The organism is Shewanella sp. MTB7 (assembly GCF_027571385.1).
Taxonomy (GTDB): domain Bacteria; phylum Pseudomonadota; class Gammaproteobacteria; order Enterobacterales; family Shewanellaceae; genus Shewanella.
Genome location: NZ_CP085636.1, coordinates 63,051 through 88,021, shown reverse-complemented (window position 1 = coordinate 88,021; position 24,971 = coordinate 63,051). Strand labels below are relative to the sequence as shown.

Annotated in this window: 22 protein-coding genes, 1 tRNA gene and 3 rRNA genes; 21 read left to right on the top strand and 5 right to left on the bottom strand. The window is 45.7% G+C overall.

The features are described from left to right. The 10 genes from HWQ47_RS00395 to HWQ47_RS00350 all read left to right on the top strand — a co-directional run bounded on the left by HWQ47_RS00395 (nucleotide 1) and on the right by HWQ47_RS00350 (nucleotide 9,310). Nucleotides 1–675 carry a flagellar hook capping FlgD N-terminal domain-containing protein gene (locus HWQ47_RS00395; RefSeq protein ID WP_269969249.1) on the top strand — a complete coding sequence of 225 codons (675 nt, stop codon included), beginning with the start codon at nucleotides 1–3 and terminating at the stop codon, nucleotides 673–675. 30 nt (nucleotides 676–705) lie between these two features. Then, nucleotides 706–1,914, top strand: a complete 1,209-nt coding sequence (gene flgE / locus HWQ47_RS00390; protein WP_269969248.1) for a flagellar hook protein FlgE — start codon at nucleotides 706–708, stop codon at nucleotides 1,912–1,914. Between the two features lie 11 nt (nucleotides 1,915–1,925). Next, on the top strand, nucleotides 1,926–2,660 hold the full coding sequence (locus HWQ47_RS00385) for a flagellar basal body rod protein FlgF (RefSeq protein WP_269969247.1): 735 nt from the start codon (nucleotides 1,926–1,928) through the stop codon (nucleotides 2,658–2,660). A gap of 62 nt (nucleotides 2,661–2,722) precedes the next feature. Beyond that, on the top strand, nucleotides 2,723–3,508 hold the full coding sequence (gene flgG, locus HWQ47_RS00380) for a flagellar basal-body rod protein FlgG (RefSeq protein ID WP_269969246.1): 786 nt from the start codon (nucleotides 2,723–2,725) through the stop codon (nucleotides 3,506–3,508). 22 nt (nucleotides 3,509–3,530) lie between these two features. Next, nucleotides 3,531–4,199: a flagellar basal body L-ring protein FlgH gene (flgH, locus tag HWQ47_RS00375; protein WP_269969245.1), complete on the top strand. Its 669-nt coding sequence runs from the start codon at nucleotides 3,531–3,533 to the stop codon at nucleotides 4,197–4,199. Between the two features lie 94 nt (nucleotides 4,200–4,293). Next, nucleotides 4,294–5,421, top strand: a complete 1,128-nt coding sequence (locus HWQ47_RS00370) for a flagellar basal body P-ring protein FlgI (RefSeq protein WP_269969244.1) — start codon at nucleotides 4,294–4,296, stop codon at nucleotides 5,419–5,421. Then, nucleotides 5,421–5,864, top strand: coding sequence for a rod-binding protein (locus HWQ47_RS00365; RefSeq protein ID WP_269969243.1), 444 nt, complete (start codon nucleotides 5,421–5,423; stop codon nucleotides 5,862–5,864). The genes HWQ47_RS00370 and HWQ47_RS00365 overlap by 1 nt, the downstream gene beginning before the upstream one ends. A gap of 52 nt (nucleotides 5,865–5,916) precedes the next feature. Beyond that, entirely contained in the window at nucleotides 5,917–7,290 is a 1,374-nt protein-coding gene (gene flgK / locus HWQ47_RS00360) for a flagellar hook-associated protein FlgK (RefSeq protein ID WP_269969242.1), read from the top strand. 73 nt (nucleotides 7,291–7,363) lie between these two features. Further along, a complete protein-coding gene (gene flgL / locus HWQ47_RS00355) occupies nucleotides 7,364–8,281 on the top strand; it encodes a flagellar hook-associated protein FlgL (protein WP_269969241.1) in 918 nt (305 codons plus the stop codon). A 3-nt stretch (nucleotides 8,282–8,284) separates the two neighbouring features. Continuing rightward, nucleotides 8,285–9,310: a hypothetical protein gene (locus HWQ47_RS00350; RefSeq protein ID WP_269969240.1), complete on the top strand. Its 1,026-nt coding sequence runs from the start codon at nucleotides 8,285–8,287 to the stop codon at nucleotides 9,308–9,310. A 99-nt stretch (nucleotides 9,311–9,409) separates the two neighbouring features. Here HWQ47_RS00350 and fliB read toward each other — a convergent pair whose 3' ends face one another. Then, a complete protein-coding gene (gene fliB, locus HWQ47_RS00345) occupies nucleotides 9,410–10,585 on the bottom strand; it encodes a flagellin lysine-N-methylase (protein ID WP_269969239.1) in 1,176 nt (391 codons plus the stop codon). A gap of 235 nt (nucleotides 10,586–10,820) precedes the next feature. Here fliB and HWQ47_RS00340 point away from each other — a divergent pair, with 235 nt between their 5' ends. The 11 genes from HWQ47_RS00340 to HWQ47_RS00290 all read left to right on the top strand — a co-directional run bounded on the left by HWQ47_RS00340 (nucleotide 10,821) and on the right by HWQ47_RS00290 (nucleotide 18,841). Then, entirely contained in the window at nucleotides 10,821–11,627 is an 807-nt protein-coding gene (locus tag HWQ47_RS00340; RefSeq protein ID WP_269969238.1) for a flagellin N-terminal helical domain-containing protein, read from the top strand. Between the two features lie 295 nt (nucleotides 11,628–11,922). Beyond that, complete coding sequence (gene fliD, locus HWQ47_RS00335; RefSeq protein WP_269969237.1) at nucleotides 11,923–13,317, top strand: flagellar filament capping protein FliD; 1,395 nt, start codon at nucleotides 11,923–11,925, stop codon at nucleotides 13,315–13,317. Between the two features lie 5 nt (nucleotides 13,318–13,322). Further along, nucleotides 13,323–13,703, top strand: a complete 381-nt coding sequence (gene fliS / locus HWQ47_RS00330; protein WP_269969236.1) for a flagellar export chaperone FliS — start codon at nucleotides 13,323–13,325, stop codon at nucleotides 13,701–13,703. Further along, entirely contained in the window at nucleotides 13,672–13,998 is a 327-nt protein-coding gene (locus HWQ47_RS00325; RefSeq protein ID WP_269969235.1) for a hypothetical protein, read from the top strand. The genes fliS and HWQ47_RS00325 overlap by 32 nt, the downstream gene beginning before the upstream one ends. Next, nucleotides 13,988–14,986: a flagellar hook-length control protein FliK gene (locus HWQ47_RS00320; RefSeq protein WP_269969234.1), complete on the top strand. Its 999-nt coding sequence runs from the start codon at nucleotides 13,988–13,990 to the stop codon at nucleotides 14,984–14,986. The genes HWQ47_RS00325 and HWQ47_RS00320 overlap by 11 nt, the downstream gene beginning before the upstream one ends. 13 nt (nucleotides 14,987–14,999) lie before the next feature. Next, nucleotides 15,000–15,458 carry a flagellar basal body-associated FliL family protein gene (locus HWQ47_RS00315; RefSeq protein ID WP_269969233.1) on the top strand — a complete coding sequence of 153 codons (459 nt, stop codon included), beginning with the start codon at nucleotides 15,000–15,002 and terminating at the stop codon, nucleotides 15,456–15,458. A gap of 10 nt (nucleotides 15,459–15,468) precedes the next feature. Next, the gene (locus tag HWQ47_RS00310) at nucleotides 15,469–16,191 is read left to right on the top strand and encodes an RNA polymerase sigma factor FliA (RefSeq protein WP_269969232.1); all 723 of its coding nucleotides are present in this window, start codon (nucleotides 15,469–15,471) and stop codon (nucleotides 16,189–16,191) included. Nucleotides 16,192–16,206: 15 nt separating this feature from the next. Then, nucleotides 16,207–17,064, top strand: coding sequence for a flagellar motor stator protein MotA (motA, locus tag HWQ47_RS00305; protein WP_269969231.1), 858 nt, complete (start codon nucleotides 16,207–16,209; stop codon nucleotides 17,062–17,064). Beyond that, nucleotides 17,064–18,077: a flagellar motor protein MotB gene (locus HWQ47_RS00300; RefSeq protein ID WP_269969230.1), complete on the top strand. Its 1,014-nt coding sequence runs from the start codon at nucleotides 17,064–17,066 to the stop codon at nucleotides 18,075–18,077. Before motA ends, HWQ47_RS00300 begins: the two co-directional genes overlap by 1 nt. Continuing rightward, complete coding sequence (locus HWQ47_RS00295; protein ID WP_269969229.1) at nucleotides 18,070–18,513, top strand: hypothetical protein; 444 nt, start codon at nucleotides 18,070–18,072, stop codon at nucleotides 18,511–18,513. The genes HWQ47_RS00300 and HWQ47_RS00295 overlap by 8 nt, the downstream gene beginning before the upstream one ends. Nucleotides 18,514–18,550: 37 nt before the next feature. Next, nucleotides 18,551–18,841, top strand: a complete 291-nt coding sequence (locus HWQ47_RS00290; RefSeq protein ID WP_269969228.1) for a hypothetical protein — start codon at nucleotides 18,551–18,553, stop codon at nucleotides 18,839–18,841. 685 nt (nucleotides 18,842–19,526) lie between these two features. Here HWQ47_RS00290 and HWQ47_RS00285 read toward each other — a convergent pair. The 4 genes from HWQ47_RS00285 to HWQ47_RS00270 all read right to left on the bottom strand — a co-directional run bounded on the left by HWQ47_RS00285 (nucleotide 19,527) and on the right by HWQ47_RS00270 (nucleotide 24,828). Then, nucleotides 19,527–19,603, bottom strand: a tRNA-Asp gene (locus tag HWQ47_RS00285). A 102-nt stretch (nucleotides 19,604–19,705) separates the two neighbouring features. Continuing rightward, nucleotides 19,706–19,821 (bottom strand): 5S ribosomal RNA (rrf, locus tag HWQ47_RS00280). 146 nt (nucleotides 19,822–19,967) lie between these two features. Beyond that, nucleotides 19,968–22,886 (bottom strand): 23S ribosomal RNA (locus HWQ47_RS00275). Nucleotides 22,887–23,285: 399 nt separating this feature from the next. Beyond that, nucleotides 23,286–24,828, bottom strand: a 16S ribosomal RNA gene (locus HWQ47_RS00270). Together the 16S, 23S and 5S rRNA genes with 1 tRNA gene alongside form the textbook arrangement of a ribosomal RNA operon. Nucleotides 24,829–24,971: the final 143 nt, after the last annotated feature.

The window sequence follows — 24,971 nt, the reverse complement described above, 5'->3', positions numbered from 1 at the left end:
ATGAATGTGAACAACACAACAACCAGCAATAACAGCGACAGCACTGCCACGAATGTTATGAATTCACCCGGCAATGACGCAGCCTCAATCAAAAATGAGTTTATGACCTTGATGATTGCACAGATCCAAAACCAAGATCCAACCAATCCGATTGATAGCACTGAATACGTTACTCAGCTTGCTCAATTCTCTCAAGTGGAAAGCTTAGAGCAGATGCGCCTAAACCAGGCCACTCAGATGACCATCATGGAGAATCTCGGCATCGTTCAGTCGGCACAACTCATCGGCAAAAATGCCATGGTTCCTGCCTCCGAACTGACCTTAGGTGGCGAGTCAGAATCCATTAATGGCAAGGTTTACGTAGACAATGCAGTCGAAGAACTCAATATCGAGATATTCAATGAGCAGGGTGATTTGGTCACCACATTGGCGCTTGGACCACAAGAGTCTGGCGATATTGCTTTCACGATTGACCCTGAAGCGTTGGGACTCGCTCCCGGTAAATACAAGATTGAAGCCAAAACGACTTCAGGTGAAGAGGAACTTATCGCTGACACCTTTATTCAGGCTCCGATAGAGAAAATCCACTTTATCAGCGCATCAGGAATGATGATGGCTGAACTGGGTAATGGACTCGGAACTGTGTCAGTGCTTGAAATATCAGAAGTTTCTTAACCTACTAATTGTTAACCAAGGATAATCTTAATGTCTTTTAATATCGCCCTCAGTGGACTGCAAGCCACAACTCAAGATCTTAATACCATCAGTAACAACATAGCCAACTCTTCAACCGTTGGCTACCGCGGTGGACGCAGTGAGTTTTCAGCCATCTATAATGGCGGTCAAGCCGGAGGTGTGAACGTGATGTCCACCAGCCAAAACTTCTCCATGGGTGGCAGCCTTACCTACACCGGCCGAGAGTTGGATATGGGCGTTCAGGGCGATGGCTTCTTTGTTCTTAACAGCCAAGATGGCAGCACCTTATACTCTAGAGCTGGTATGTTTAATCAAGATGCCAACGGGTTTATCACTGACCCTAGCGGCAACCGTTTACAAGGTTATCCTGTTGGCGCTACGGGACAGTTGCAAACTGGCAATGTCACCGATCTACAGATCCAGTCAGGCTCTCTTCCCGCTAAAGCAACCTCGACAATCAGTCTAGTGTCTAACTTAGATGCTAGCGTCGATGCCATAGATCAAACCACGACGCCATTTGACCCAAATGATGCATCAAGTTACCACTCATCAAGCACTTCTGCAGCCTATGACTCATTAGGTAAAGAGCACTCGTTAACCCAATATTATGTAAAAACGGGCAAAGGCTCATGGTCAGTCCATTACATGATGGATGGCGAAGATGTCACTCCTACAGGTGGCCACACCATGAAGTTTGATGCTAACGGCGCCCTTGTTAGCGGTGATGGCTTAACCTTAGATATCTCTGATCCCACCATCATTGACGGTGCTTCAGCAATGAACATTGAGCTCAGCTATAAAAAGAGCACTCAATATGCTTCTGATTACAGTAACTCTAGCATGAGTCAAAATGGCTACACCTCAGGTGAACTTAACGGTACACGCTTGGACGATAATGGCATGATCTATGGCACTTACACCAATGGTCAGGAGCAACTACAGGGACAGGTTGTATTAGCTGATTTCAATAATCCCAACGGCTTAACTCCGGTCAGTAACAATGCCTGGGCAGCTACCAATGCCGCCGGACAGCCCGTAATAGGTGCCCCTACCACTGGCACGCTGGGTGGAGTAACTGCTGGTTACCTTGAAGGTTCTAACGTAGATACCACCGCTGAGATGGTAAATCTAATGACAGCTCAACGTAACTACCAATCTAACGCTAAGGTTCTGGACGCTAACTCGACCATGCATCAAGCCTTGCTGAACGCCATCTAAGGAAGCCGACCATGGACAGAATGTTATACACGGCGGCTTCTGGGGCGACCCGGATTATGGAATCTCAGGCGATCCGAGCAAACAACCTAGCAAACGCAGATACAACGGGGTTTAAAGCCGATCTTGAGCGGGTCAAATCCACCATTGTAGCTGCTACTGGTAATAGTTTGCAGACTCGCGTAATGGCACAGACACAGGACAGTGGCTTTAGTCTACAAGCTGGCACCCTGAATCCAACGGGTCGTAAGTTAGACTTAGCTATCCGCGATCAGGGGCTGTTTTCCGTACAGAGCGATCTCGGTGAAGCCTATACACGCTCTGGCACTATTGTTCCTGACACCAATGGTCAACTCACCATTGATGGTCGTCCGGTTGCCGGTATTGATGGTCCAATCGTCCTGCCTGAATATCGTGATCTATTTATTGGTGATGATGGCAGAGTCAGCGTGCTTGCCGCCGAAGGTGGCATCATCGAAGAGGTGGGCCAACTAAAACTGGTTAACCCTGAATTCAAGGCGATGGAAAAAGGCCTCGACGGTCTATTTCGTAGCCGTGATGGCCAGCCGCTACAAGCTAACAATGAAGTAAAGATCGACAGCGGATTTCTCGAATCCAGCAATGTTAAAGCCGTCAGCGAATTGATCGCCTCAATGGATCTCAGCCGTCAATTTGAAGTTCAAGTCAAATTGATGAAGAGTGCTGAAAAATTAGCTGAAGCTGGTAATCGTTTACTCCGAAATGCTTAAACAAGCTAACCAAATTGAGCAGCCAAAGCTTAGTAACCAACATATAGATTAGGGACAAAATAATGCAGTCAGCGTTATGGATTAGCAAAACAGGCCTAACGGCTCAAGATGTGAAGATGACGACCATCGCCAACAACTTGGCCAACGTTAACACCACTGGCTTTAAGCGCGATCGCGTTGCGTTTAACGACCTATTCTATCAAACACAGCGCCAACCTGGCGGGCAGGTCGATGAACTTAACGAATTACCATCAGGCTTACAACTAGGCACTGGAACTCGCGTCGTCGGTACGCAAAAGATCTTCACCGAAGGCGATATGTTGACCACCAATCAACAGTTGGACCTTGCCATCGAAGGTCAAGGTTTTTTTCAAATAGAAGAAGCTAATGGTGACTTAGGCTATACCCGCGATGGCCAGTTTTTCCGCAGCAGCGAAGGCCTAATGGTGACATCTCAAGGTTTACCTCTGATACCAAATATTGAGATCCCTGACGACTCTCTTAATGTCACGATAGCAAGTGATGGTGTGGTGACATCACAGATTTCTGGCCAAGCTGAAGCTCAAGAACTGGGACAAATTACCTTAGTGAATTTCACTAATCCAACAGGACTCGAAGCCAGAGGCGACAACCTTTATCGTGAAACGGGGGCGTCCGGAGCCGCCATCGAAGGCGTTGCAGGCGATCAGGCCATAGGTAAGCTACGCCAAGGCGCGCTCGAAGGGGCTAACGTCAATGTTGTCGAGGAGATGGTGGAAATGATATCCACTCAGCGTGCTTATGAGATGAATGCCAAGGTCGTTTCAGCCTCGGATGACATGCTTAAGTTCCTCAATCAGTCACTGTAATCAAGAGTATTAAAGGATCATCATGCGCCATTTATGGATAACAATCTTACTACTGCTATCGGGATGTATCAGCCACTTCCCCGAAGCGGAAACTAAGCCAGGTCAACCTGAATGGGCACCACCTGAAATTGATTACAGCTTGCCTGATGCCAAAGACGGCAGTGCTTATCGTCAGGGTTATATGCTGACTCTGTTTAAAGATAAGCGTGCCTTTCGGGAGGGCGATATCCTGACCGTAGCATTAGATGAGAAAACTTACTCAAGTAAGCGAGCTGATACCAAAGCGAATAAAGCACAAAACCTAGCCTTAGGTTTAGCTGCTGTGATTGGTGACGATGGCTTCAATGGCAGTAGCAGTGCTGATGGCTCGTTAAACCAAGGTTTTAAAGGCTCAGGTTCTAGCACTCAACAAAACCAGCTTTCAGGTTCGATTACCGTCACGGTTTCTAAGGTCCTTCCCAACGGCACGTTACTGATCCGAGGCGAAAAATGGTTACGTCTCAATCAGGGAGATGAGTATTTGCGTCTCTTAGGGTTAATCCGCACCGATGATATCGGCAACGACAACACTATTTCATCCCAACGAATTGCCGATGCGCGGATTATCTATGGCGGTCAAGGAGCCATCGCAGATAGCAATGCCATGGGGTGGGCATCACGTTACTTCAACAGTCCCTGGTTCCCACTGTGATAAACCACTTTATCTCCATTAGTGAGAAGCCATCACCCTCTTTGTTCCACCACGATAACAGCCTTAAGCAAACCCTTAAGGCCTGGATAAGCTAATGAAACAGATCTTAACCTTTATGACGAGCCTGTTGCTGGTCTTTATTGCCCATCATGCTGCTGCTCAAGGGCAGAACCGTTATTTGATGGACATAGTCGATGTGCAGGGGATTCGAGATAATCAGTTAGTCGGTTACGGCTTAGTGGTTGGTCTAAACGGAACTGGAGACCGTACTCAAGTCAAATTTACCAGCCAATCAGTCGTGAATATGCTTAAACAGTTTGGTGTTCAACTTGATGGTAACACCGATCCTAAGCTAAAAAACGTCGCCGCTGTCGCCGTGCATGCCACAGTTCCACCACTAGCAAGTCCAGGACAGACTATAGACATCACAGTCTCCTCACTCGGTGATGCTAAAAGTTTACAAGGTGGCACATTGTTGATGACACCACTTCGCGCTGTAGATGGCGAGATTTATGCTGTTGCCCAGGGTAATCTTGTGGTCGGAGGCGTATCCGCTCAAGGTCGAAACGGCAGCTCAGTGACGATCAATGTCCCAACCGTAGGTAACATTCCTAATGGCGCACTGCTTGAAGCCCCCATGAAGAGTAACTTCACTGAAGCTGAACATATTGTCCTTAACCTGCGCGATCCCAGTTTTATGACGGCACGTAATATTGAACGTACAGTTAATGCCCTATTCGGACCCGATGTCGCTCAAGCTGACAGTAGCGCCAAGGTCATCGTTAGAGCCCCCAAATCTAATCGGGAACGAGTAACATTCATGTCAATGCTTGAGGAGTTACAGATAGAACAGGGGCGAAAATCACCTAGAGTGGTGTTTAATAGCCGCACCGGCACCGTTGTTATGGGCGGTGGTGTGGTTGTCAGAAAGGCAGCTGTAAGTCATGGCAACCTCACCGTTACCATAGTTGAAACAGAGAATGTCAGTCAGCCTAATGGCGCCTATTTAGGCCAAGCTGCTGGCGAAACAGTCGTCACTACCGACAGTGAAATCAATATCGACACTGGCAATGGACATATGTTTGTCTGGCCTGAAGGTATCGCACTAGAAGAGGTGGTCAGAGCGATAAATAGCTTAGGTGCATCACCTATGGATCTGATGGCGATACTACAGGCATTGAATGAAGCCGGTGCACTGGAAGCTGAGTTGGTGGTGATCTGATGAAATTAGATAACTCACATGGCTATTTGAAGCAGATGAATGCTTCTGAACTTATTAAAGCCAACGGCGAATATGGCGCACTCGAGCTAGTTAGCCAGCAATTTGAGGCTCAATTTCTGCAAACTGTGCTTAAACAGATGCGCAGCGCATCCGATGTTATGGCAGACAAAGATAACCCGTTATCCTCACAAAATGATGGCATGTATCGCGAGTGGCATGACGCCGAGCTAGCTGGCAGATTAAGTCAGATGCAGAGTACCGGTCTTGCTAGCGTGATGACCAAACAATTAGCCGTAGCACTTAAGTCCGATCCACAAACGGTCGCCTCTACTAATCAAAGTACCAAGACAGAAATTCAATTAGGTACAAACAAGCTTGTAAACACAACGACGGCAATGCAGCCAGCGCTTATTGTGCCAACCATGGCCAAGCTGAACGAATAACTCGTCGGCTAATGACTGACGCTGTAGCAACTGAGAATACTAAGGATATGAAATGAGCATGCTAAATATTGGTATGTCAGGATTAAATGCCAGTATGGCTGCCCTGAGAACGACTTCAAATAACGTTGCCAATGCCTTGGTGCCCGGTTATTCACGCCAACAGGTCATGTTAAGTTCTATGACAAGCGGTATTTATGGCGGGGGGACTGGTGTTATGGTCGATGGCGTACGCCGCATTTCAGATCAATACGAAGTCGCACAACAATGGAGCGCCTCTAGCAGTGTTGGTTTTAGCAATGTACAAGCCAGCTATTTTAGTCAGGTAGAGAAAATTTTTGGATCAGAGGGCAATAATATCTCCCTTGGATTAGATCAACTTTTTTCCTCGCTAAACTCAGCCATGGAAAAACCCAGTGATATAGCTCAACGTCAAGGTGTATTGAATGAAGCTAAGGCGCTAAGCCAAAGATTCAACTCCATTAGTGAAGGCGTCACTTCACAACTCGATCAAATTGAAGGTCAGTTAGGCGCTTCAGTAAAAGAGATCAATAGTCAGCTACAAACTATCGCTCGCTTTAACGCCGAGATTCAAAACTCAAAAAGCCAAGGTAGTGTGCCTTCGACCTTGCTCGATGCCCGTGATGCAGCCATTGACGATTTAGCACTACTTGTCGATATCAATGTGATTGAAGATTCCAACGGCATGAGCAATATCTCTCTAGCTCAAGGTCAACCACTGCTCTCAGGCACCACTGCCTCAACCCTACAAGTAGCACCAGATCCCACGAACCCAAGACTCAGCCAGATAAGTATTAAGTTTGGTCAGTCTCACTTTCCAATCGATGAAAGTGCAGGTGGCAGTTTGGGTGCAATGTTAGATTACCGCGATAATAGTTTGATGGACTCTATGGCCTTTATCGATGAGTTAGCCATGACCATGGCTGATGAATTCAATAACGTGCTAGCGGGTGGAACCGATCTTAACGGTAACAAGCCGACGCAAGATCTGTTCTCTTATGATCCAGCTAATCCTGCGGGCAGCCTGAAATTGACCGCTGATTTTAGTGCCGATATGTTGGCATTTGGTCAAGATGGTACCCCGGGAGATAACACTAACCTCAAAGAGTTAGTTGCTATTGCAGGCAAGAATTTCACCTTCGATTCGATTGGCACTGATACCACCTTAGCCGATGCCTTTGCCAGCAAAATAGGCGAGCTAGGCTCTGCATCACGTCAGGCTAAGATGAACTCTGATACGAGTAAACAGCTACAGATGGAAGCACAAAACCAATGGGCCAGCACCAGTGGCGTCAATATGGATGAAGAGGGAGGAAACCTTATCATCTACCAGCAGGCATATCAGGCTAACGCTAAGGTTATCTCTACTGCCGACACACTATTTCAAACCATTCTTAACACCGTTTAAGCGATCATACTATGCACGTCAGCTCACAAACTATTTCCAACAGTAATCCCAACAGCATATAAAAGGTCACACCATGCGCGTTAGCTCACAAACCCTTTACAGCAATAACCTTTATAATCTGCAAAATACCACGACAGATCTTGCTCGTCTAAACGAAATGATGTCGACAGGAAAGTCATTACTGAATCCATCAGACGACCCAATAGGTGCCGTTAGAGTGCTCGGAAGCGAGCGAGATATGGCAGCAATCGACCAGTATATTAAGAATACTGAATCACTCAGCAGCAGTATGGATCGCGCAGAAACCAACCTTGCCAGTATCGTCGAATTACAAAATCGCATGCGTGAAATTTCAATATCATCTAGCAACGGCAGTCTATCTGTTGAAGATAGAGCCGCTTACGCAAACGAGCTAAGTGAGCTACTCAGCGCCGTGACCGACACACTCAACGCCAAAGATGAAGGCGGTAACTACCTATTTTCCGGTAACCTAACTGATACGGCTCCGATAACGATTGATAGTGACGGCAATTTTGCCTATCAAGGCGATAATAGTCATCGCGAAGTACAAACCTCGAGCTCATCCTGGATGACTGCCAATGTCACTGCACAGGAACTTATCTTCTCTAACGGCAGTGCAGATATCCTCAACCAGACACAGGATTTTATCGATACATTAAACGACCCTAACCTGAGTCCGGGGGATCCGGCTTTTGATAATATAAGCCAAGGTATGCTAGAGACTCTTAATGACACATTAACCAGCATAAGCGGCGCGATTACTGATATTGGTGGTAAGCAAAATAGTATTAGTCTGATCCAGACTTCCCATGAAGATATGGTACTGCTCAATAAAGAAGTTATCGGTGAAACCGAGGGACTGGACTACGCTCAGGCCACCGCTGAGTTTAATATTAAGCTAACCGCCTTAAAAGTGACCCAGCAAACCTTTGTACAGATCAGTAAACTGTCACTGTTCGATCAACTGTAATCGATGAAGATGCTTAATGGTGTTTCCGATAGTCTACATGTTCAGCAACGCAGCCAACCGCTGCTTGCTGCTACAGTTGAGCGGCATAAAGATAAAACGCCCACGGCTCCTCCTGTATCCACACTCTCTGCCCACAAATTAAAAGTCTATGCTCACTGGGCCAGAGTCACTCAGGGACAACATAATATCTCAGCCTCTCAAGTTGCCGATCATGGGATCAAGCAGGTCATGCACCTTTTAAAGCAACTCAAAAAACGAGTGCAAGATATTCTCACACTCACAGGAGAAAAGCGGACAGCAAAAATTAATGAGGCTAGCTTGCTGCAAGCTCGCTTGGCTCAAGTAAATATCAAGTATCAAAATAAACCCTTATTGGACCATCAACTAAATCTTATCTATGCAGAACGTCCATCAAGTCCTAGACAGTTTATTTTACGCTCCATCGAGTTAGCCCAAACTAAATCAAGAGATGAGCGCATATTAATACAGATAGAGAGCAACTCAATTGCAATTACGCTCCCAGCAAAACAATCTCAATACCGCCTAAGGGATAAACTAACGAAACCGCTAGCAGAGTTAGGTATAACAGTAGAAGCATCACAGTCGGCAACAACGATATTTAGCTGTGATGAGGCTTGTTGGCAGAAAATAGTCCAAGGAATTATGATGACCGGACAAGGGCAAAGATTACCTGCTGGCGAAGCAAGAAGGATTAAAGTTGAGGAGCAACTTAGCTGGCAAGATCCCAGAGAGTGGCGCTTTAACACCAATGCAGAGCTCAAACAGACCAGTGCAAAAGTGGATAAATCCCTGTTTAAACTTAAGCAACAATTGCAGGAACTCAATGACGCGAGTCAGAAAATACACCGCCAACTTAAACATGCCAATCAACACACATTTGATGAGTTGGAGAGCACCCTGTTGAGCCTAGAGCGTTTGATGCAGGCCACTCCATTCTCACTGCAGATGACCTCAGTTATGGCACAGGCAAACGTCACTCGCTCACAGGTTTCATCTTTATTGTGTTAATTAAATGCTGGTGCAAGTGCAAGCACCAGCTCATCACTTAGTTCCAATCACTAATAAGATAGCAACACAGGGAGAATAATATCTCTTTTCTGCAACCACTTACGACAACAAGGTTAGAATCGATGCCAGTTCGTCAAATTTCTCTCTATCAAGTAGCTCAACAACGTATTGACTGTAGTCCGCCTTGTGTTGCCTACCTGTGTGGTACACCTGAAAACAGAGGATAATGTCATGCTCAGACAAGCCTTGCTTGTAGGCTGACATCACCGACAAATAACAGCGTAACATAAAGAAATCGATCAACATCACTCGGAAAGCTTGTGACGGGGTAAGCTTATCGACTTGTGGAAAATTCATGTGGTACACGTAATATAAAAGGTAACGAGTAAACAGATCTTGATGTGCTGTCAATGCTGGCAGTGCTTGTGTTTTCCAAGCTTGATTAATGCTTGCCATGGTAATATTTTTGTTATCATCGGCAATGGCGATAACCGCCTGATTTAACTCTTCAAATCGTGCGCGGCCCCGGCCATTCTTATTCGTGTTCAGCCACATTTGAATTGAGCTAAAAGCATGCATTTGTTGATCGTCAGTATTGTCATTAAAGCCCTCGAAGTGCCGCTTTAACTCACCGCTGTCATTCAAACTCACTAACTGCTGAAACATACTATCAATGGCGCTGCTATCAAGTTGCCCCTGTGACACACTTTCAGCCGTCTTCATCAAGATCCCGATAGCGGTAAGCCCGTGCTCAAGCTGCATATCCGATTTTAACAACAACTCAATGACATACTCATGTGACTTTTTCGCCCACATAGGCGTCGCCTTAAACGAACGCTTGTGATTAACCTCCATACGCTCAAAATGAAAAGCATTAGGTTTTAACAAAATGACTCTGGCCGCTTCAGGGCATGATAAAGAGAGGCTTTCATAACGATCACCATCTTTCATATGCGCTACCCTTGGGTAGGTCTTGCAGGTGTGACTCAATAACGCCTCCCCCGCTTTAGCATGAATTTGACATAGCTTATTTTCATCTAAAAAACCACAGGCTCCGTCATCATTCAAAACCGCCTTAGCCCATACCTGCTCGCTTTTTTTAATTTTTTTTAACGCTGTTTTTGCCAAGATTTTAAGATCAGTATGCGCCAGCGTTTTTTTATAACTTTGCTTATCAATATGAATATTCCAGCCATAACAGCAACTGTCCTCACACTCGCCACCAATACAACTAAAATTAGTAACAAAACTGGGCCTAACGAGCACATGTTTCATCTGGTTCTCTTTTTAATCAAGCCTAAATATATTGACTAAAAGCGACCAATATTACAATTAACTAAAGTCATTTATTGCTAAATCAGGTTAAAGATTCAGATATTCATTTGTTATTTTTCACAATGTTAATCAACAGGTTAAAAATAAAATCAGCCTTTGCTTTCAGTTTCATAACGCTTTGTCGTTTTATAATTTCAGACACCAAACAATAATTTGAAATTTAAAGGAAGATACCATGTTATCTGTAATGACTAACAATGCGTCTAACATCGCGCAAAACTCTGTAACTAAAAGCAATGACCTACTTAGCAATGCTATGGAGCGTTTATCAACGGGTCTTCGCATCAACAGTGCAGCTGACGATGCTGCCGGTCTACAGATCGCAACTCGCTTAAACGCTAACGTAACCGGTATGGAAACAGCTAACCGTAACGTATCAGACGCAACGTCTATGCTACAAACTGCCGATGGTGCACTCGATGAACTAAACAATATTGCGACTCGTCAAAAAGAGTTGGCAACTCAAGCTGCCAACGGCGTGAACTCAGCTGAAGATTTAGTTGCATTGAATACTGAATTCGCCGAACTAACGAAAGAAGTGACTCGTATCGTAGAGAACACTGAGTATTCAGGTAATAAGCTGTTTGATACATTAAATGCTGAAGTAGAGTTCCAAATTGGTGCAGGCGCAACTGAGCAGATGAAAGTTAAAGTTGATAAAGCAAACCTTGCTGGTGTTGCTGATGACATTTCAGCAGTCGGTGCGGCTAAAGCTGCAATCACTAAAGTTGATGAGTTTATCGATAAAGTGGGCACAGAGCGCTCAAACTTAGGTGCTAACATCAACCGTTTAGGCCACACAGCGTCTAACTTGACCAACGTCACCGAGAATACTAAAGCGGCAGCTGGTCGTATCATGGATACTGATTTTGCAGTAGAAACAGCAGCTATGACTAAGAACCAACTACTGGTTCAAGCAGGCACTAACATCTTATCATCAGCTAACCAAAATACAGGTTTAGTTATGGGCCTATTGGGTTAATTCTTCCTCCCCAATACACACTTTCTAAAAAGGGCCTTATGGGCCTTTTTTCATCTCTTATTGTTACAAATTCTACGGTTTCACTTCAGCCACCCTGCCATTAGGTCGCCTTAACGAGGCAGTAAACAGGATTAGAACCCTCACTCTGTATCTGCGGAAGTAGTGCTTCCCACAGAGACGCAATAGCGGAAAGCGAGTGAACATTTCGTACCACGCAAATAACAAAAACCATTTAAAAACAGTGCATTAATTATTGGCACAGAGATTGCCATAATAACAAAATTGGAGGGTTATAATGATTTCAGGTATGGGTGGCGCCTCATTCGCCGAACAGCTAATCATCGTAGAGCGTATGGGCAAAGATCAAATATTCAAAACCAACATGACCAAATATGAGTCTCAACTCGATGCCTATAAGATCCTCGAGCGCAGTCTGGATAAGATGACCAGTAAACTGGAGACTATTAATGGTGATGCTTTCGAAAGCAAAACTTCATCTATCAGCGATGACAACGCCTCTATCATGGTCGAAAGTGGCGCACCAACAGGTAACTATGACCTGTATGTTGAGCAATTAGCACAAGCACATCAGTTAACGAAAAGCTTTTCCAGCGAAACTGAAATTTTACCGACTACAGGTATGTTAAGCATTCAAGTTGGCCCCAACGCAGCAGACATCATAGAGATAGATATGGCGGTTCTCAACGCCGATGGTACCCGCACTGTTGCGGATCTACGAGATGCTATCAATAACCATGCAGGCAACCCTGGAGTGCAAGCATCTTTGGTTAGAACAGGCGGTCAAGTCGAACTAATGCTGACATCCAAAGAGACAGGTGAAGCCAGTGCCATCAATGTCAAAATGGATGGCGCAGACTGGGGAATGACCGAGCGTAAAGCAGCTCAGGATGCCAAGGTAAACCTTAATGGGATCGATATTACCAGCAGTAGCAACAATCTTGTAAATGTCATCGATGGCGTCTCGATTGAGCTCAATAAAGCCCATGTTGTAGGCGAAAGCAGCAGCATCAAGATCGAATCAGATACCGACTCTAGTGAGCAGGCAATTGAGGACTTCGTAGATATCTTCAATGACTTGATGGATGAAATAAATAAATTAACTCGCTCTATGGGCAGTGAAGAGTTAGATGATCTCAATGATGAGAATGCCGATAAAGATGATAACGGTGATGAAGACAAAGATGATGAAGATGACGACTTCAACTCTTCCATTACCGAAGATCAGCTAGGCATACTCAAGGGTGATTCAAGCATCAGAATGCTGCAACAGGGCATGCGTGATGCCATCTTCGATGCTGCACCTAATGGGATGCGTTTATCGGATATCGGCGTTGAAATGGGCCGTGATGGCAAACTCGATATCGACAAAGATAAGCTGACTAAAGCGCTAAAAGATGATCCTGATGCGATACAAGCCATGTTTACCGACCAAGGCAGTTATATCGATAAACTCGATACCATTATCGATCCCTTCACCAAATTTCAAGGATCTATGGATCTCAAACAAGAGAACCTAGAGAAACAGATCGAGCGAGTCGAAACAAGTATGGATAATCACGATAGGCATATGGAGCAAAGATACCAAATTTACCTCGCACAATTTACCGCAATGGAAGCCACAATTAACCAACTAAATTCCGCCAGCGCATTGTTTTACTATGGAAAATAATAATTATGTTGAATGAGCACGATCCTTTTAATGCCTACAAACAGACCAGTCTGGATGCAAGAGCAGCCGCGGCTAATCCCCATGAAATGGTGCGCATGTTACTCGATGGTTTACTGGATGAAATCGAGCGTACCAGTGGCTTTATGCAACGACGCAGTTTTGAAGATAAAGGCCAAAGCATTAATAAGTGCCTCAACATAGTGCATGGACTCAACTCAATGCTGGATCTCGAAAATGGCGGTGAAGTAGCAAGTGGACTAAACCGCCTTTACGACTACTGTAGTCGACAACTTGTTACCGCTAGCGTTGAGAATAGCCCACAAGCTTTAGAACCCATTACAAAGGTAATTTCAAATGTTAGAGAAGGCTGGGCCAACCTCAACTGAGTTGTGGAAACGATTTGAAACAGCACTGCAACAACATGCCAATGCTCAAGACTGGGAGCGAGTCACCAAGGTGAACACCTTAATGATTCAAGCATTAAAAAAAGCAGGTAAGCCGGCAACAAGTTCTCAACTTGCGGCCCGAAAATCCTTGGCTGAAACCCATGCAAAAGTGTTACAGCGTCTCAATATTGAGAAAGCTAGATTGCAGTTAGAGATGTCTCAATTTAAAGAACAACAGGATGGTTTAGCAGCGTATCAGCTTACATCAATAAGTGGAAAGCGTCATGATATCTAATACCATTTCGTCATCCACTACGACTTATGGAGCCAATAATAGTCCAACCATAAATGCTAAGAAGATGGCCTCTGCAAGTGAATCGTCTTCAGAAACGCCCTATGCCATGTTTACCGGTATGCATTTTTCACAACTCAATAAAGCTGATACATCTACAATACTCCAGGGAGCCGACACACATATAGACAAAGCAACATCTAGTCACTTAGTTAATGGAAATGCTCCTCGGGTACTCACAGCAGCTCAGGATTTTCAACTTAACTCTCCGGCAGGTATACCAACTCAAAGTCAGCCTAGGACTGCCACTCCACAGTCACAAAATAGCGCAAACCTTAGCCTTCCATCGTCGCCTGTTGCCAGTATAAGTTCACCAACTACAAGTCTGCCGATAGCAAAACACTTAGTGACTCCCCCACTAAATGTGCAGCCAACCAGAGAGAGTTTCACGTCTTTAGGGCTTCCACTTGCTTTAACCGACCCAAAAGCAATGGAATTTATAGAGGGTAGTAATTCGCTATTAGCAAGCAACACTCGAGCCCAAACTCAGGTGAGTCAATGGGGTCCAGTGTCGGTAACACCTTCAGCTCCACAGGCCCAACAAGCTCAAGAACTGTTGTCCCCTTTAAGAGAACAACTTAGGTTTCAGATCGATCAACAGATAAAAAAAGCCGAAATTAGACTCGATCCCCCGGAGCTAGGCAAGGTTGAATTGAGTATTCGACTCGATGGCGATCGTCTCCATATTCAGATGCATGCGGCTAACGCCTCCGTCAGAGATTCCCTACTAATAGGGTTGGAACGTTTACGAGCAGAACTTGCGATGGACCACGGTGGGCAGATAGATGTCGACATAGGTCAAGGTGAAAAAGAGCAAGAAAAACCTAACTTCAACGGAAGCAACATAGCCGAATCCAAGCAAGATAACTTGGAGTCTCACAATAGCCAGAACAAGCAACGCACAAGTAGCTGCATCGATCTATTAGCTTAAATAAGGAGTCATCATGGCATTTGGTACAAGTAACACTAGCAAGAAATTTTCATGGGTCATCATCTTCTTAATCTGGAGTACTGGGATCTTTATTGTTGGCTGGCAGTCGCCGCAGCTAATAGGAGGTCCATTCGTCGCTAAAGAACAGCAACCTGAAACCGCAAAGTTTTATCCGCTAGACAAGTTTGTTATCTCTGTCCCTGGTGATGAATACCCCCATTACCTTCTGCTAGAGATGGCATTAAAAAGTCGTTCAATCAATGTAACGCCAACATTAAAAGAAGCTGATCCTTTAGTAAGAAACACATTAATGAAGATGTTTTCTCGTAAACATTTTAAAGATCTCAATAACTCAGATCAGCTGGACTCGTTGCAGAAAGAGGCGCTAGTCCTATTATCAGGCGTACTAGCTGAGAACCACTATACCATTGAGCTTGAAGAAGTACTGTTCACTCGTATGGTCATTCAATAGGGGCGATACGATGAATTCAGAACAGTTAGCCTATCAGCAGGTTTTTGAAGAGCAAACACCCAATAGACTGAGTGAGCATCAGGTGATGAAGCAATACCTCCCCTTGGTAAAACGCTCAATCGCTCAACTACGAAGTCACTGCGGCACAGTGCTTTCCATCGAAGACATGGAACAGATTGGTATGATGGCGCTTCTTGAGTCAGCCCGACGATATCCAGGCGAGTACGATAATAGTTTTCTCTCCTATGCAGGACAAAGAATTAGAGGTTCAATACTCGATGAACTCAGACGTCAAGATTGGCGTCCGCGTCCCGTCAGACAGCAAGCCCATGAGCTTAACGATATGGTGCGTAAATTAACCCGTTCATTAGCACGGGATCCCACAGATATCGAGGTTGCTGAGTCTATGGGTCTAAACAGGGAACAATACAGAGAGCGCCTCTATGCGTCTCAATCTGAATCAATGAAAAGCTTAGATGAACTACTTAGTGCAGGAAGCCATTTCGCCGATAAATTAGACCCTATTGAGCAATTCTCCGCCAAACAAACATTAATCAAAGCGATATCGAAATTAAATAAAAGAGAACAGCTAATTCTGTCGCTTTATTATCAACATGAACTCAATTTAAAAGAGATTGCTGCGACATTGGGACTCACTGAAACACGGATTTGTCAGCTTCAAAAGCAAGCTGTGAAACAACTTCAGATGATCTACAAACAGTGGGAGCAGTAGGACAGGTAAAGTGATATGAGTAAGCTTGTGGGCATGTTTATTATTTTGATATCGGTATTTGGTGGTTATGTATGGGCTGGCGGTCACTTAAGCTCTCTATGGCAGCCCGCTGAAATTTTAATTATCTTTGGAGCAGGCATTGGCTCCTTAGTTATCGCTAACCCTAAAGCAGTACTTAGCGATATGTATCAACAGCTTCGAGAATTACTTCAGGGAGATAAAGAGGATCCTGAACTCTACCCTCAACTATTTGGCTTGATGGGTATGTTGATGAATCAGATCCAATCTCAAGGTCTCAAAGTGCTCGATAATCATATTGAAACCCCGAGAGAAAGCTCACTATTTCTTATGTATCCAGTAGTATTGGAACACCCAAATGTATTGAATTTTCTCATCGATAATTTACGACTTCAGTCTATCGGCAAGATATCTCCCCATGATCTAGAGCATCTACTTGAGGAGGAGATATACCGCATTGAAGAAGACAGGTTAAGGCCCTCACATGCTCTAGCAAGAATTGCGGAAGCGATGCCAGGTTTTGGTATTTTGGCTGCCGTAATGGGGATCATCATCACCATGTCCAATATTGACGGTCCCATCACTATGATTGGCGTAAAAGTGGCGGCCGCCTTAGTGGGCACCTTTATCGGAATATTTGCCTGTTACTGCTTATTCGAACCGATATCTAAAGCATTGGAGCACCTAGTTGAACGCAAGTCAGCGCAATTACGCTGCGTTGCAGCTATGTTGTCCGCTTTTGCCAAAGGAAAACCACCTATGCTTGCCATTGATGCAGGCAGAAAGCAGATCCAGAGTGAAAATAGGCCAACATTTATCGAACTCGAACGTTGGATGGAGGAGCAGAAAAGTTAATGTCGCTTAAAAATGAGCCAGTCATAATCAAAAGAGGTCGGCGCCAGAAAAAAACCGGGAGTCATGGCGGCGCATGGAAGGTAGCATTCGCAGACTTTACCTTAGCCATGATGGCACTGTTTATGGTGCTCTGGATCCTGCAGATTGCCGATCAACAGGAACGCACTATGATAGTGCAATATCTGAAGGGGGATATGTTTGCTTCAGGCTCCATCAACCCTTTTGATTTAAGCCAAAATCCCTCGATGATAGATTTTCAAGGTTCCATTGCCTTACAACAAGCAGTAATGCCTGCAATCGGGACCGGGGTAGATAGAACAGGCCCCGCAATGCACAATCATATTCCAGTAGGTGAAGATAATCCCAAAGCGGGCAAGGGACCTGAACTCAACTCTCTAGTGCCAGGCCAATTTGAGACTCAGGCTCAACTGGAGTTTTTAGCTAGAGAAATAAACGAAATCAGTCGTAAAGTAAACCTAGGTGCCAATGTTGAGATTAAAGTGGTACCCCAAGGAATTAGAATACTAATCCATGACAATGTTCATCGGTTTATGTTTACCCGAGGTGGTTCAGAGATGAAACCTTACTTCGAAGATCTCTTGATGGCATTGGGTCCTTTACTGAGCAAGGTTGAAAATAAAATCAGCATCTCAGGACACACAGATTCAACCCCCTATGCAGGTAAAACATTTACCAACTGGGAGTTATCGAGTAAACGGGCTCTATTAGCCAGACGCGTTCTTGAATACAGTGGCATTAAACACAATCAAGTTATACAAGTAACCGGTATGGCTGATCAGGCTCCCTATATAAAATCAGATCCTGCTGCGGCAGCAAACAGACGTATTGAAATGCTAGTGCTCACCACATTAGCGGAACAGCAGATAAGGGAGATGACGGGTTTACCTCAAATGAATAGCACTCCAGATCCAAAGCTAAAGAGAGCCCAACAGTTGGCAGAGGATAATCAGCCTCGCTCCCGTTATCCTGAACAATGGAGTAGGGATGAGTAAATTTGAAGAGTTCGTCAGTGTCAATAAGCGTATCGAAGTAAAAGTCGACCATGAAAATAATCGTCAACACATTAGAATTAGCTTAAGGAATAGAACCGATAGCAACTTAGCTCTGGCTTGTGACGGTAAAACGGTCACTTTATGTAGGAGAGGCTGGTGGAAAAATCAAAAGCTTGGCATAGCCAACATTAAAGATATAGGCATGGGTGGGATAGGGTTAATCACATCAGTGCCGTTAAAATTAAATCAAACCATTGAAATCCAACTGCAAAATCTGCGGTTATCAATCATGATAACCAGAAGCAGTCCGATCAATAACAAACTCCATTTCTATGGGGCACGTTGGCTTGAAGCTGATGATAAAGTGCTAGCAATGATCAACAATACTCATCCAACTGACTTTAAAGCTTCCAACAAAGCTCTAAAAAATTACTAGTCATCTAAATAATTGAAGTGATATAGAGGGGGTCAATGTGGCCATAAATCATCAGCGAAAAGGGCCTGATGGCTTACAAAAAGTGTTTCTGTACCTAATATTGCTCGATTGGACCATCTTGTTTTACATCACTACTGGAATTAACAACATGACTTTTAGGCATGGTGTTCTTTCATCAATGATGCTCACTGTATTTAATCTAATTTTGATGAACTTATGTTTCCGTCGAGCCAGACGATCAGGGGATAGCTATATGCTTTATCCTGTTATAGGCGGAGCACTGTATTCATTTATGCTTATGATCTATTTTTTCTTCTTTATGCTTTAAGCTATTTAGCTTTACGTCGCCAAACGATACTCCATCCAGTGCAAATCATAAAAAGCCTCGTCTTCTTCCGGTAGTCGGCACTCTTGAATAGCTCAAGAGTGATCGCTCCTTTAGCAAAATGCCTATGCATTCAATTCATTGTTATCATGACACCAAAAAACAAACACGATAAGCCCTAACATTTCTGTTTGAGCTTATCGTAAATTTGTAGGCGAGTATGGCGTCGGCCATATACTCATGAGCGCGTAGCTTTAGCGAATCTGGGGCGGACTATCTCATTTTAAAAGAATCCGTGACGCCAAACGAAAAAAGCCTCTGCACTCTTTAAAGTAAAAAGTGCAGAGGCTTTCGTCTTTATGTTGGCGGGTGAATATCACGCAGTGATGAGCTCATGAACGAGAGACATGGATGCCGAACTGGGCTGCTAAGCATGAATGCTGTTGGACGGGACTCGAACCCGTGTGCCTTCGGCACGCGTGACAGGCCGCTCTCATTTTAACAAAGAGGCTAATATCTCCATGGATGGAGTGTATGCCATAACAATGTCTGGAACATTGTTAGCACAACTGAACTACCGCCCCTTTAGTAAATTGCTCTTCAGTATTCTCAATGCTTTCCCGTCATTTTTACTCAAAAGGCAAGCACGAAAAAGCCCTAGCATTTCTGCTAGGGCTTATCGTAATGTTGGCGGAGCGGACGGGACTCGAACCCGCGACCCCCGGCGTGACAGGCCGGTATTCTAACCAACTGAACTACCGCTCCTTTAGTAAATTGCTTACGCAGATTACTAAATTCTTTTATAGTCGCTGATATGTCACTATCAGTAGACTTGCCTAAACTTTTTCAAGCTTAAACTAAATAGGCGCCTGGAAATGACCTACTCTCACATGGGGAGACCCCACACTACCATCGGCGCGATTGCGTTTCACTTCTGAGTTCGGGATGGGATCAGGTGGGGCCACAATGCTATGGTTTCCAGACTAAATTGGTAAATTTGAAAAGCAGTCTATCTAAAAGAGTCTTTTAAATAGCTTTTAATAAATATAATTGGGTTCGACTTAAATCAAGTTCGTATTCTTTTACGCTTTGTAATCACACTAGTCACCACAAAACCCATCTGGGTTGTATGGTTAAGCCTTACGAGTCATTAGTACAAGTTAGCTCAACGCCTCACAACGCTTACACACCTTGCCTATCAACGTCCTAGTCTCGAACGGCTCTTTAAAGGGATTAAATCCCTAGGGATGACTCATCTTAGGACTCGCTTCCCGCTTAGATGCTTTCAGCGGTTATCGATTCCGAACGTAGCTACCGGGCAATGCTATTGGCATAACAACCCGAACACCAGCGGTTCGTCCACTCCGGTCCTCTCGTACTAGGAGCAGCTTCCTTCAATCATCCAACGCCCACGGCAGATAGGGACCGAACTGTCTCACGACGTTCTGAACCCAGCTCGCGTACCACTTTAAATGGCGAACAGCCATACCCTTGGGACCGACTTCAGCCCCAGGATGTGATGAGCCGACATCGAGGTGCCAAACACCGCCGTCGATATGAACTCTTGGGCGGTATCAGCCTGTTATCCCCGGCGTACCTTTTATCCGTTGAGCGATGGCCCTTCCATTCAGAACCACCGGATCACTATGACCTACTTTCGTACCTGCTCGACGTGTATGTCTCGCAGTTAAGCTGGCTTATGCCATTGCACTAACCGTACGATGTCCGACCGTACTTAGCCAACCTTCGTGCTCCTCCGTTACTCTTTGGGAGGAGACCGCCCCAGTCAAACTACCCACCAGACACTGTCCTCAACCCCGATTCAGGGGCCTAAGTTAGAACATCAAAACTACAAGGGTGGTATTTCAAGATTGCCTCCACAAAGACTAGCGTCTCTGCTTCAAAGGCTCCCACCTATCCTACACATGTAGGTTCAATGTTCAGTGCCAAGCTATAGTAAAGGTGCACGGGGTCTTTCCGTCTAGCCGCGGGTATACGGCATCTTCACCGCAATTTCAACTTCACTGAGTCTCGGCTGGAGACAGCGTGGCCATCATTACGCCATTCGTGCAGGTCGGAACTTACCCGACAAGGAATTTCGCTACCTTAGGACCGTTATAGTTACGGCCGCCGTTTACCGGGGCTTCGATCATGAGCTTCTCCGAAGATAACCCAATCAATTAACCTTCCGGCACCGGGCAGGCGTCATACCGTATACTTCCTCTTGCGAGTTTGCACAGTACTGTGTTTTTGATAAACAGTTGCAGCCACCTGGTATCTGCGACTCCCGTCAGCTTAGAGAGCAAGTCTCATCACCAACAGGAGCGTACCTTCTCCCGAAGTTACGGTACCATTTTGCCTAGTTCCTTCAGCCGAGTTCTCTCAAGCGCCTTGGTATTCTCTACCCAACCACCTGTGTCGGTTTGGGGTACGATCCCTACTAACCTGAAGCTTAGAAGAGATTTTCCTGGAAGCATGGCATCAACTACTTCATCACCTTAGTGACTCGTCATCAGCTCTCAGCATTGCAATTTAATGCGTATTCCCGGATTTGCCTAAGAATACTGCCTACCACCTTAAACGCGGACTACCAACGCCGCGCTAGCCTAGCCTTCTCCGTCTCTCCATCGCAGTTAGTAGAGGTATGGGAATATTAACCCATTTCCCATCGACTACGCCTTTCGGCCTCGCCTTAGGGTCGACTCACCCTGCCCTGATTAACATTGGACAGGAACCCTTGGTCTTTCGGCGAGGGAGTTTTTCACTCCCTTTATCGTTACTCATGTCAGCATTCGCACTTCTGATACCTCCAGCGTGGGTTACCCCTTCACCTTCAACGGCTTACAGAACGCTCCTCTACCGCGTACACAATAAAGTGCACACCCGTAGCTTCGGTGTATTGCTTAGCCCCGTTAAATCTTCCGCGCAGGCCGACTCGACTAGTGAGCTATTACGCTTTCTTTAAATGATGGCTGCTTCTAAGCCAACATCCTAGCTGTCTAAGCCTTCCCACATCGTTTCCCACTTAGCAATAACTTTGGGACCTTAGCTGACGGTCTGGGTTGTTTCCCTTTTCACGACGGACGTTAGCACCCGCCGTGTGTCTCCCGAGTAGTACTCATTGGTATTCGGAGTTTGCAAAGGGTTGGTAAGTCGGGATGACCCCCTAGCCTTAACAGTGCTCTACCCCAATGGTATTCGCTCGAGGCGCTACCTAAATAGCTTTCGAGGAGAACCAGATATCTCCCGGTTTGATTGGCCTTTCACCCCCATCCACAAGTCATCCGCTCATTTTTCAACATAAGTCGGTTCGGTCCTCCAATTGATGTTACTCAATCTTCAACCTGCCCATGGATAGATCACCGGGTTTCGGGTCTACACCTTGCAACTAAACGCGCAGTTAACACTCGGTTTCCCTACGGCTCCGCTATTCGCTTAACCTCGCTACAAAATGTAAGTCGCTGACCCATTATACAAAAGGTACGCAGTCACGGCCTCTCGCTCTCGAAAGAGCTGAACCGCTCCCACTGCTTGTACGTATACGGTTTCAGGTTCTATTTCACTCCCCTCACAGGGTTCTTTTCGCCTTTCCCTCACGGTACTGGTTCACTATCGGTCAGTCAGGAGTATTTAGCCTTGGAGGATGGTCCCCCCATGTTCAGACAAGATGTCACGTGTCCCGTCCTACTCGTTTTCACGTAAAGTTAGTTTTCATGTACGGGGCTATCACCCTGTGCCGCTGTGCTTTCCAACACATTCCACTAACACCCTCTACGCTTAAGGGCTAATCCCCGTTCGCTCGCCGCTACTAGGGGAATCTCGGTTGATTTCTTTTCCTCCGGGTACTTAGATGTTTCAGTTCCCCGGGTTTGCCTCACATACCTATGTATTCAGTATGTGATACTAGCTTATGCTAGTGGGTTTCCCCATTCGGACATCGTTAGCTCAAATGCTTGTTACTAGCTCGCCAACGCTTATCGCAAGTTACTACGTCCTTCATCGCCTCTGACTGCCAAGGCATCCACCGTATACGCTTAGTCACTTAACCATACAACCCAAATAAGTTTCATAAACTAATGTTTATAAGAACTAACTCTACCAAGCGGGTAGCTTGGTCGTCGTATCGCAACTAATGGTGTTTACTTTCGCCAAAAGAATACTCTTGACCCAATCATTAGAGACTTCTTATTACAAGAAGCTCTAAGAAAGAGTCGGCACTTGATTTAAGTGTTTGAGAACTCAATTATTTATTTTTCGCATTAATGCTACAAACCAAAGCAATCGTTATCTCTTTCGAAATATCATTCACAATAGTCCCTTTCACATTAACACTATCAGCTTTCCAAATTTTTAAAGAACAAGCATCATCGCTAGGATGTGCCACTCGCTCTAACAAGAACAAGTTATCTGTGTGAACACTCAACAAGCATTGAGTTAGTCGTATAGGTAAGGAGGTGATCCAGCCCCAGGTTCCCCTAGGGCTACCTTGTTACGACTTCACCCCAGTCATGAACCACACCGTGGTAAACGCCCTCCCCGAAGGGTTAAGCTATCTACTTCTGGTGCAGCCCACTCCCATGGTGTGACGGGCGGTGTGTACAAGGCCCGGGAACGTATTCACCGTAGCATTCTGATCTACGATTACTAGCGATTCCGACTTCACGGAGTCGAGTTGCAGACTCCGATCCGGACTACGACCGGCTTTGTGGGATTAGCTTGACCTCGCGGCGTTGCGACCCTCTGTACCGACCATTGTAGCACGTGTGTAGCCCTACTCGTAAGGGCCATGATGACTTGACGTCGTCCCCACCTTCCTCCGGTTTATCACCGGCAGTCTCCCTAAAGTTCCCGACATAACTCGCTGGCAAATAAGGATAAGGGTTGCGCTCGTTGCGGGACTTAACCCAACATTTCACAACACGAGCTGACGACAGCCATGCAGCACCTGTCTCTCAGTTCCCGAAGGCACAGTCCATCTCTGGTCTCTTCTGAGGATGTCAAGAGTAGGTAAGGTTCTTCGCGTTGCATCGAATTAAACCACATGCTCCACCGCTTGTGCGGGCCCCCGTCAATTCATTTGAGTTTTAACCTTGCGGCCGTACTCCCCAGGCGGTCTACTTAATGCGTTAGCTTGGGAGCCCAGTAACTAAGTTACCAAACTCCGAGTAGACATCGTTTACGGCGTGGACTACCAGGGTATCTAATCCTGTTTGCTCCCCACGCTTTCGTACATGAGCGTCAGTCTTTGTCCAGGGGGCCGCCTTCGCCACCGGTATTCCTTCAGATCTCTACGCATTTCACCGCTACACCTGAAATTCTACCCCCCTCTACAAGACTCTAGTCTGTCAGTTCCAAATGCAATTCCCAGGTTGAGCCCGGGCTTTCACATCTGGCTTAACAGACCGCCTGCGTACGCTTTACGCCCAGTAATTCCGATTAACGCTTGCACCCTCGTATTACCGCGGCTGCTGCACGAAGTTAGCCGGTGCTTCTTCTGCGAGTAACGTCACAGCTATCGTTTATTAAACGACAACCTTTCCTCCTCGCTGAAAGTGCTTTACAACCCGAAGGCCTTCTTCACACACGCGGCATGGCTGCATCAGGCTTTCGCCCATTGTGCAATATTCCCCACTGCTGCCTCCCGTAGGAGTCTGGACCGTGTCTCAGTTCCAGTGTGGCTGATCATCCTCTCAGACCAGCTAGGGATCGTCGCCTAGGTGAGCCATTACCTCACCTACTAGCTAATCCCACCTAGACTCATCTAATCGCGAAAGGCCCGAAGGTCCCCTCCTTTCCCCCGTAGGGCGTATGCGGTATTAGCAGTCGTTTCCAACTGTTATCCCCCACGACTAGGCAGATATCTAGGCATTACTCACCCGTCCGCCGCTCGACAGCAAAAGTAGCAAGCTACTCTCCTGTTTCCGCTCGACTTGCATGTGTTAGGCCTGCCGCCAGCGTTCAATCTGAGCCATGATCAAACTCTTCAATTAAAGTTTTTTGCGTCATCCACCTTACAAGTAAGGCTAAATCAGCGGCTCAACGAATTATACTGTTTTTCACAAACCCGAAGATTCATGAAGTTCACATATTATTGCTCCGTAACCTCATTTTCCCGAAAGAAGTTGAAGTCCGT

Excerpts from the sequence above, each read along its gene's own strand:
- HWQ47_RS00395 (WP_269969249.1), top strand. The coding sequence starts at position 1 with ATGAATGTGAACAACACAACAACCAGCAATAACAGCGACAGCACTGCC.
- flgE (WP_269969248.1), top strand. The coding sequence starts at position 706 with ATGTCTTTTAATATCGCCCTCAGTGGACTGCAAGCCACAACTCAAGAT.
- HWQ47_RS00385 (WP_269969247.1), top strand. The coding sequence starts at position 1,926 with ATGGACAGAATGTTATACACGGCGGCTTCTGGGGCGACCCGGATTATG.
- flgG (WP_269969246.1), top strand. The coding sequence starts at position 2,723 with ATGCAGTCAGCGTTATGGATTAGCAAAACAGGCCTAACGGCTCAAGAT.
- flgH (WP_269969245.1), top strand. The coding sequence starts at position 3,531 with ATGCGCCATTTATGGATAACAATCTTACTACTGCTATCGGGATGTATC.
- HWQ47_RS00370 (WP_269969244.1), top strand. The coding sequence starts at position 4,294 with ATGAAACAGATCTTAACCTTTATGACGAGCCTGTTGCTGGTCTTTATT.
- HWQ47_RS00365 (WP_269969243.1), top strand. The coding sequence starts at position 5,421 with ATGAAATTAGATAACTCACATGGCTATTTGAAGCAGATGAATGCTTCT.
- flgK (WP_269969242.1), top strand. The coding sequence starts at position 5,917 with ATGAGCATGCTAAATATTGGTATGTCAGGATTAAATGCCAGTATGGCT.
- flgL (WP_269969241.1), top strand. The coding sequence starts at position 7,364 with ATGCGCGTTAGCTCACAAACCCTTTACAGCAATAACCTTTATAATCTG.
- HWQ47_RS00350 (WP_269969240.1), top strand. The coding sequence starts at position 8,285 with ATGAAGATGCTTAATGGTGTTTCCGATAGTCTACATGTTCAGCAACGC.
- fliB (WP_269969239.1), bottom strand. The coding sequence starts at position 10,585 with ATGAAACATGTGCTCGTTAGGCCCAGTTTTGTTACTAATTTTAGTTGT.
- HWQ47_RS00340 (WP_269969238.1), top strand. The coding sequence starts at position 10,821 with ATGTTATCTGTAATGACTAACAATGCGTCTAACATCGCGCAAAACTCT.
- fliD (WP_269969237.1), top strand. The coding sequence starts at position 11,923 with ATGATTTCAGGTATGGGTGGCGCCTCATTCGCCGAACAGCTAATCATC.
- fliS (WP_269969236.1), top strand. The coding sequence starts at position 13,323 with ATGTTGAATGAGCACGATCCTTTTAATGCCTACAAACAGACCAGTCTG.
- HWQ47_RS00325 (WP_269969235.1), top strand. The coding sequence starts at position 13,672 with ATGTTAGAGAAGGCTGGGCCAACCTCAACTGAGTTGTGGAAACGATTT.
- HWQ47_RS00320 (WP_269969234.1), top strand. The coding sequence starts at position 13,988 with ATGATATCTAATACCATTTCGTCATCCACTACGACTTATGGAGCCAAT.
- HWQ47_RS00315 (WP_269969233.1), top strand. The coding sequence starts at position 15,000 with ATGGCATTTGGTACAAGTAACACTAGCAAGAAATTTTCATGGGTCATC.
- HWQ47_RS00310 (WP_269969232.1), top strand. The coding sequence starts at position 15,469 with ATGAATTCAGAACAGTTAGCCTATCAGCAGGTTTTTGAAGAGCAAACA.
- motA (WP_269969231.1), top strand. The coding sequence starts at position 16,207 with ATGAGTAAGCTTGTGGGCATGTTTATTATTTTGATATCGGTATTTGGT.
- HWQ47_RS00300 (WP_269969230.1), top strand. The coding sequence starts at position 17,064 with ATGTCGCTTAAAAATGAGCCAGTCATAATCAAAAGAGGTCGGCGCCAG.
- HWQ47_RS00295 (WP_269969229.1), top strand. The coding sequence starts at position 18,070 with ATGAGTAAATTTGAAGAGTTCGTCAGTGTCAATAAGCGTATCGAAGTA.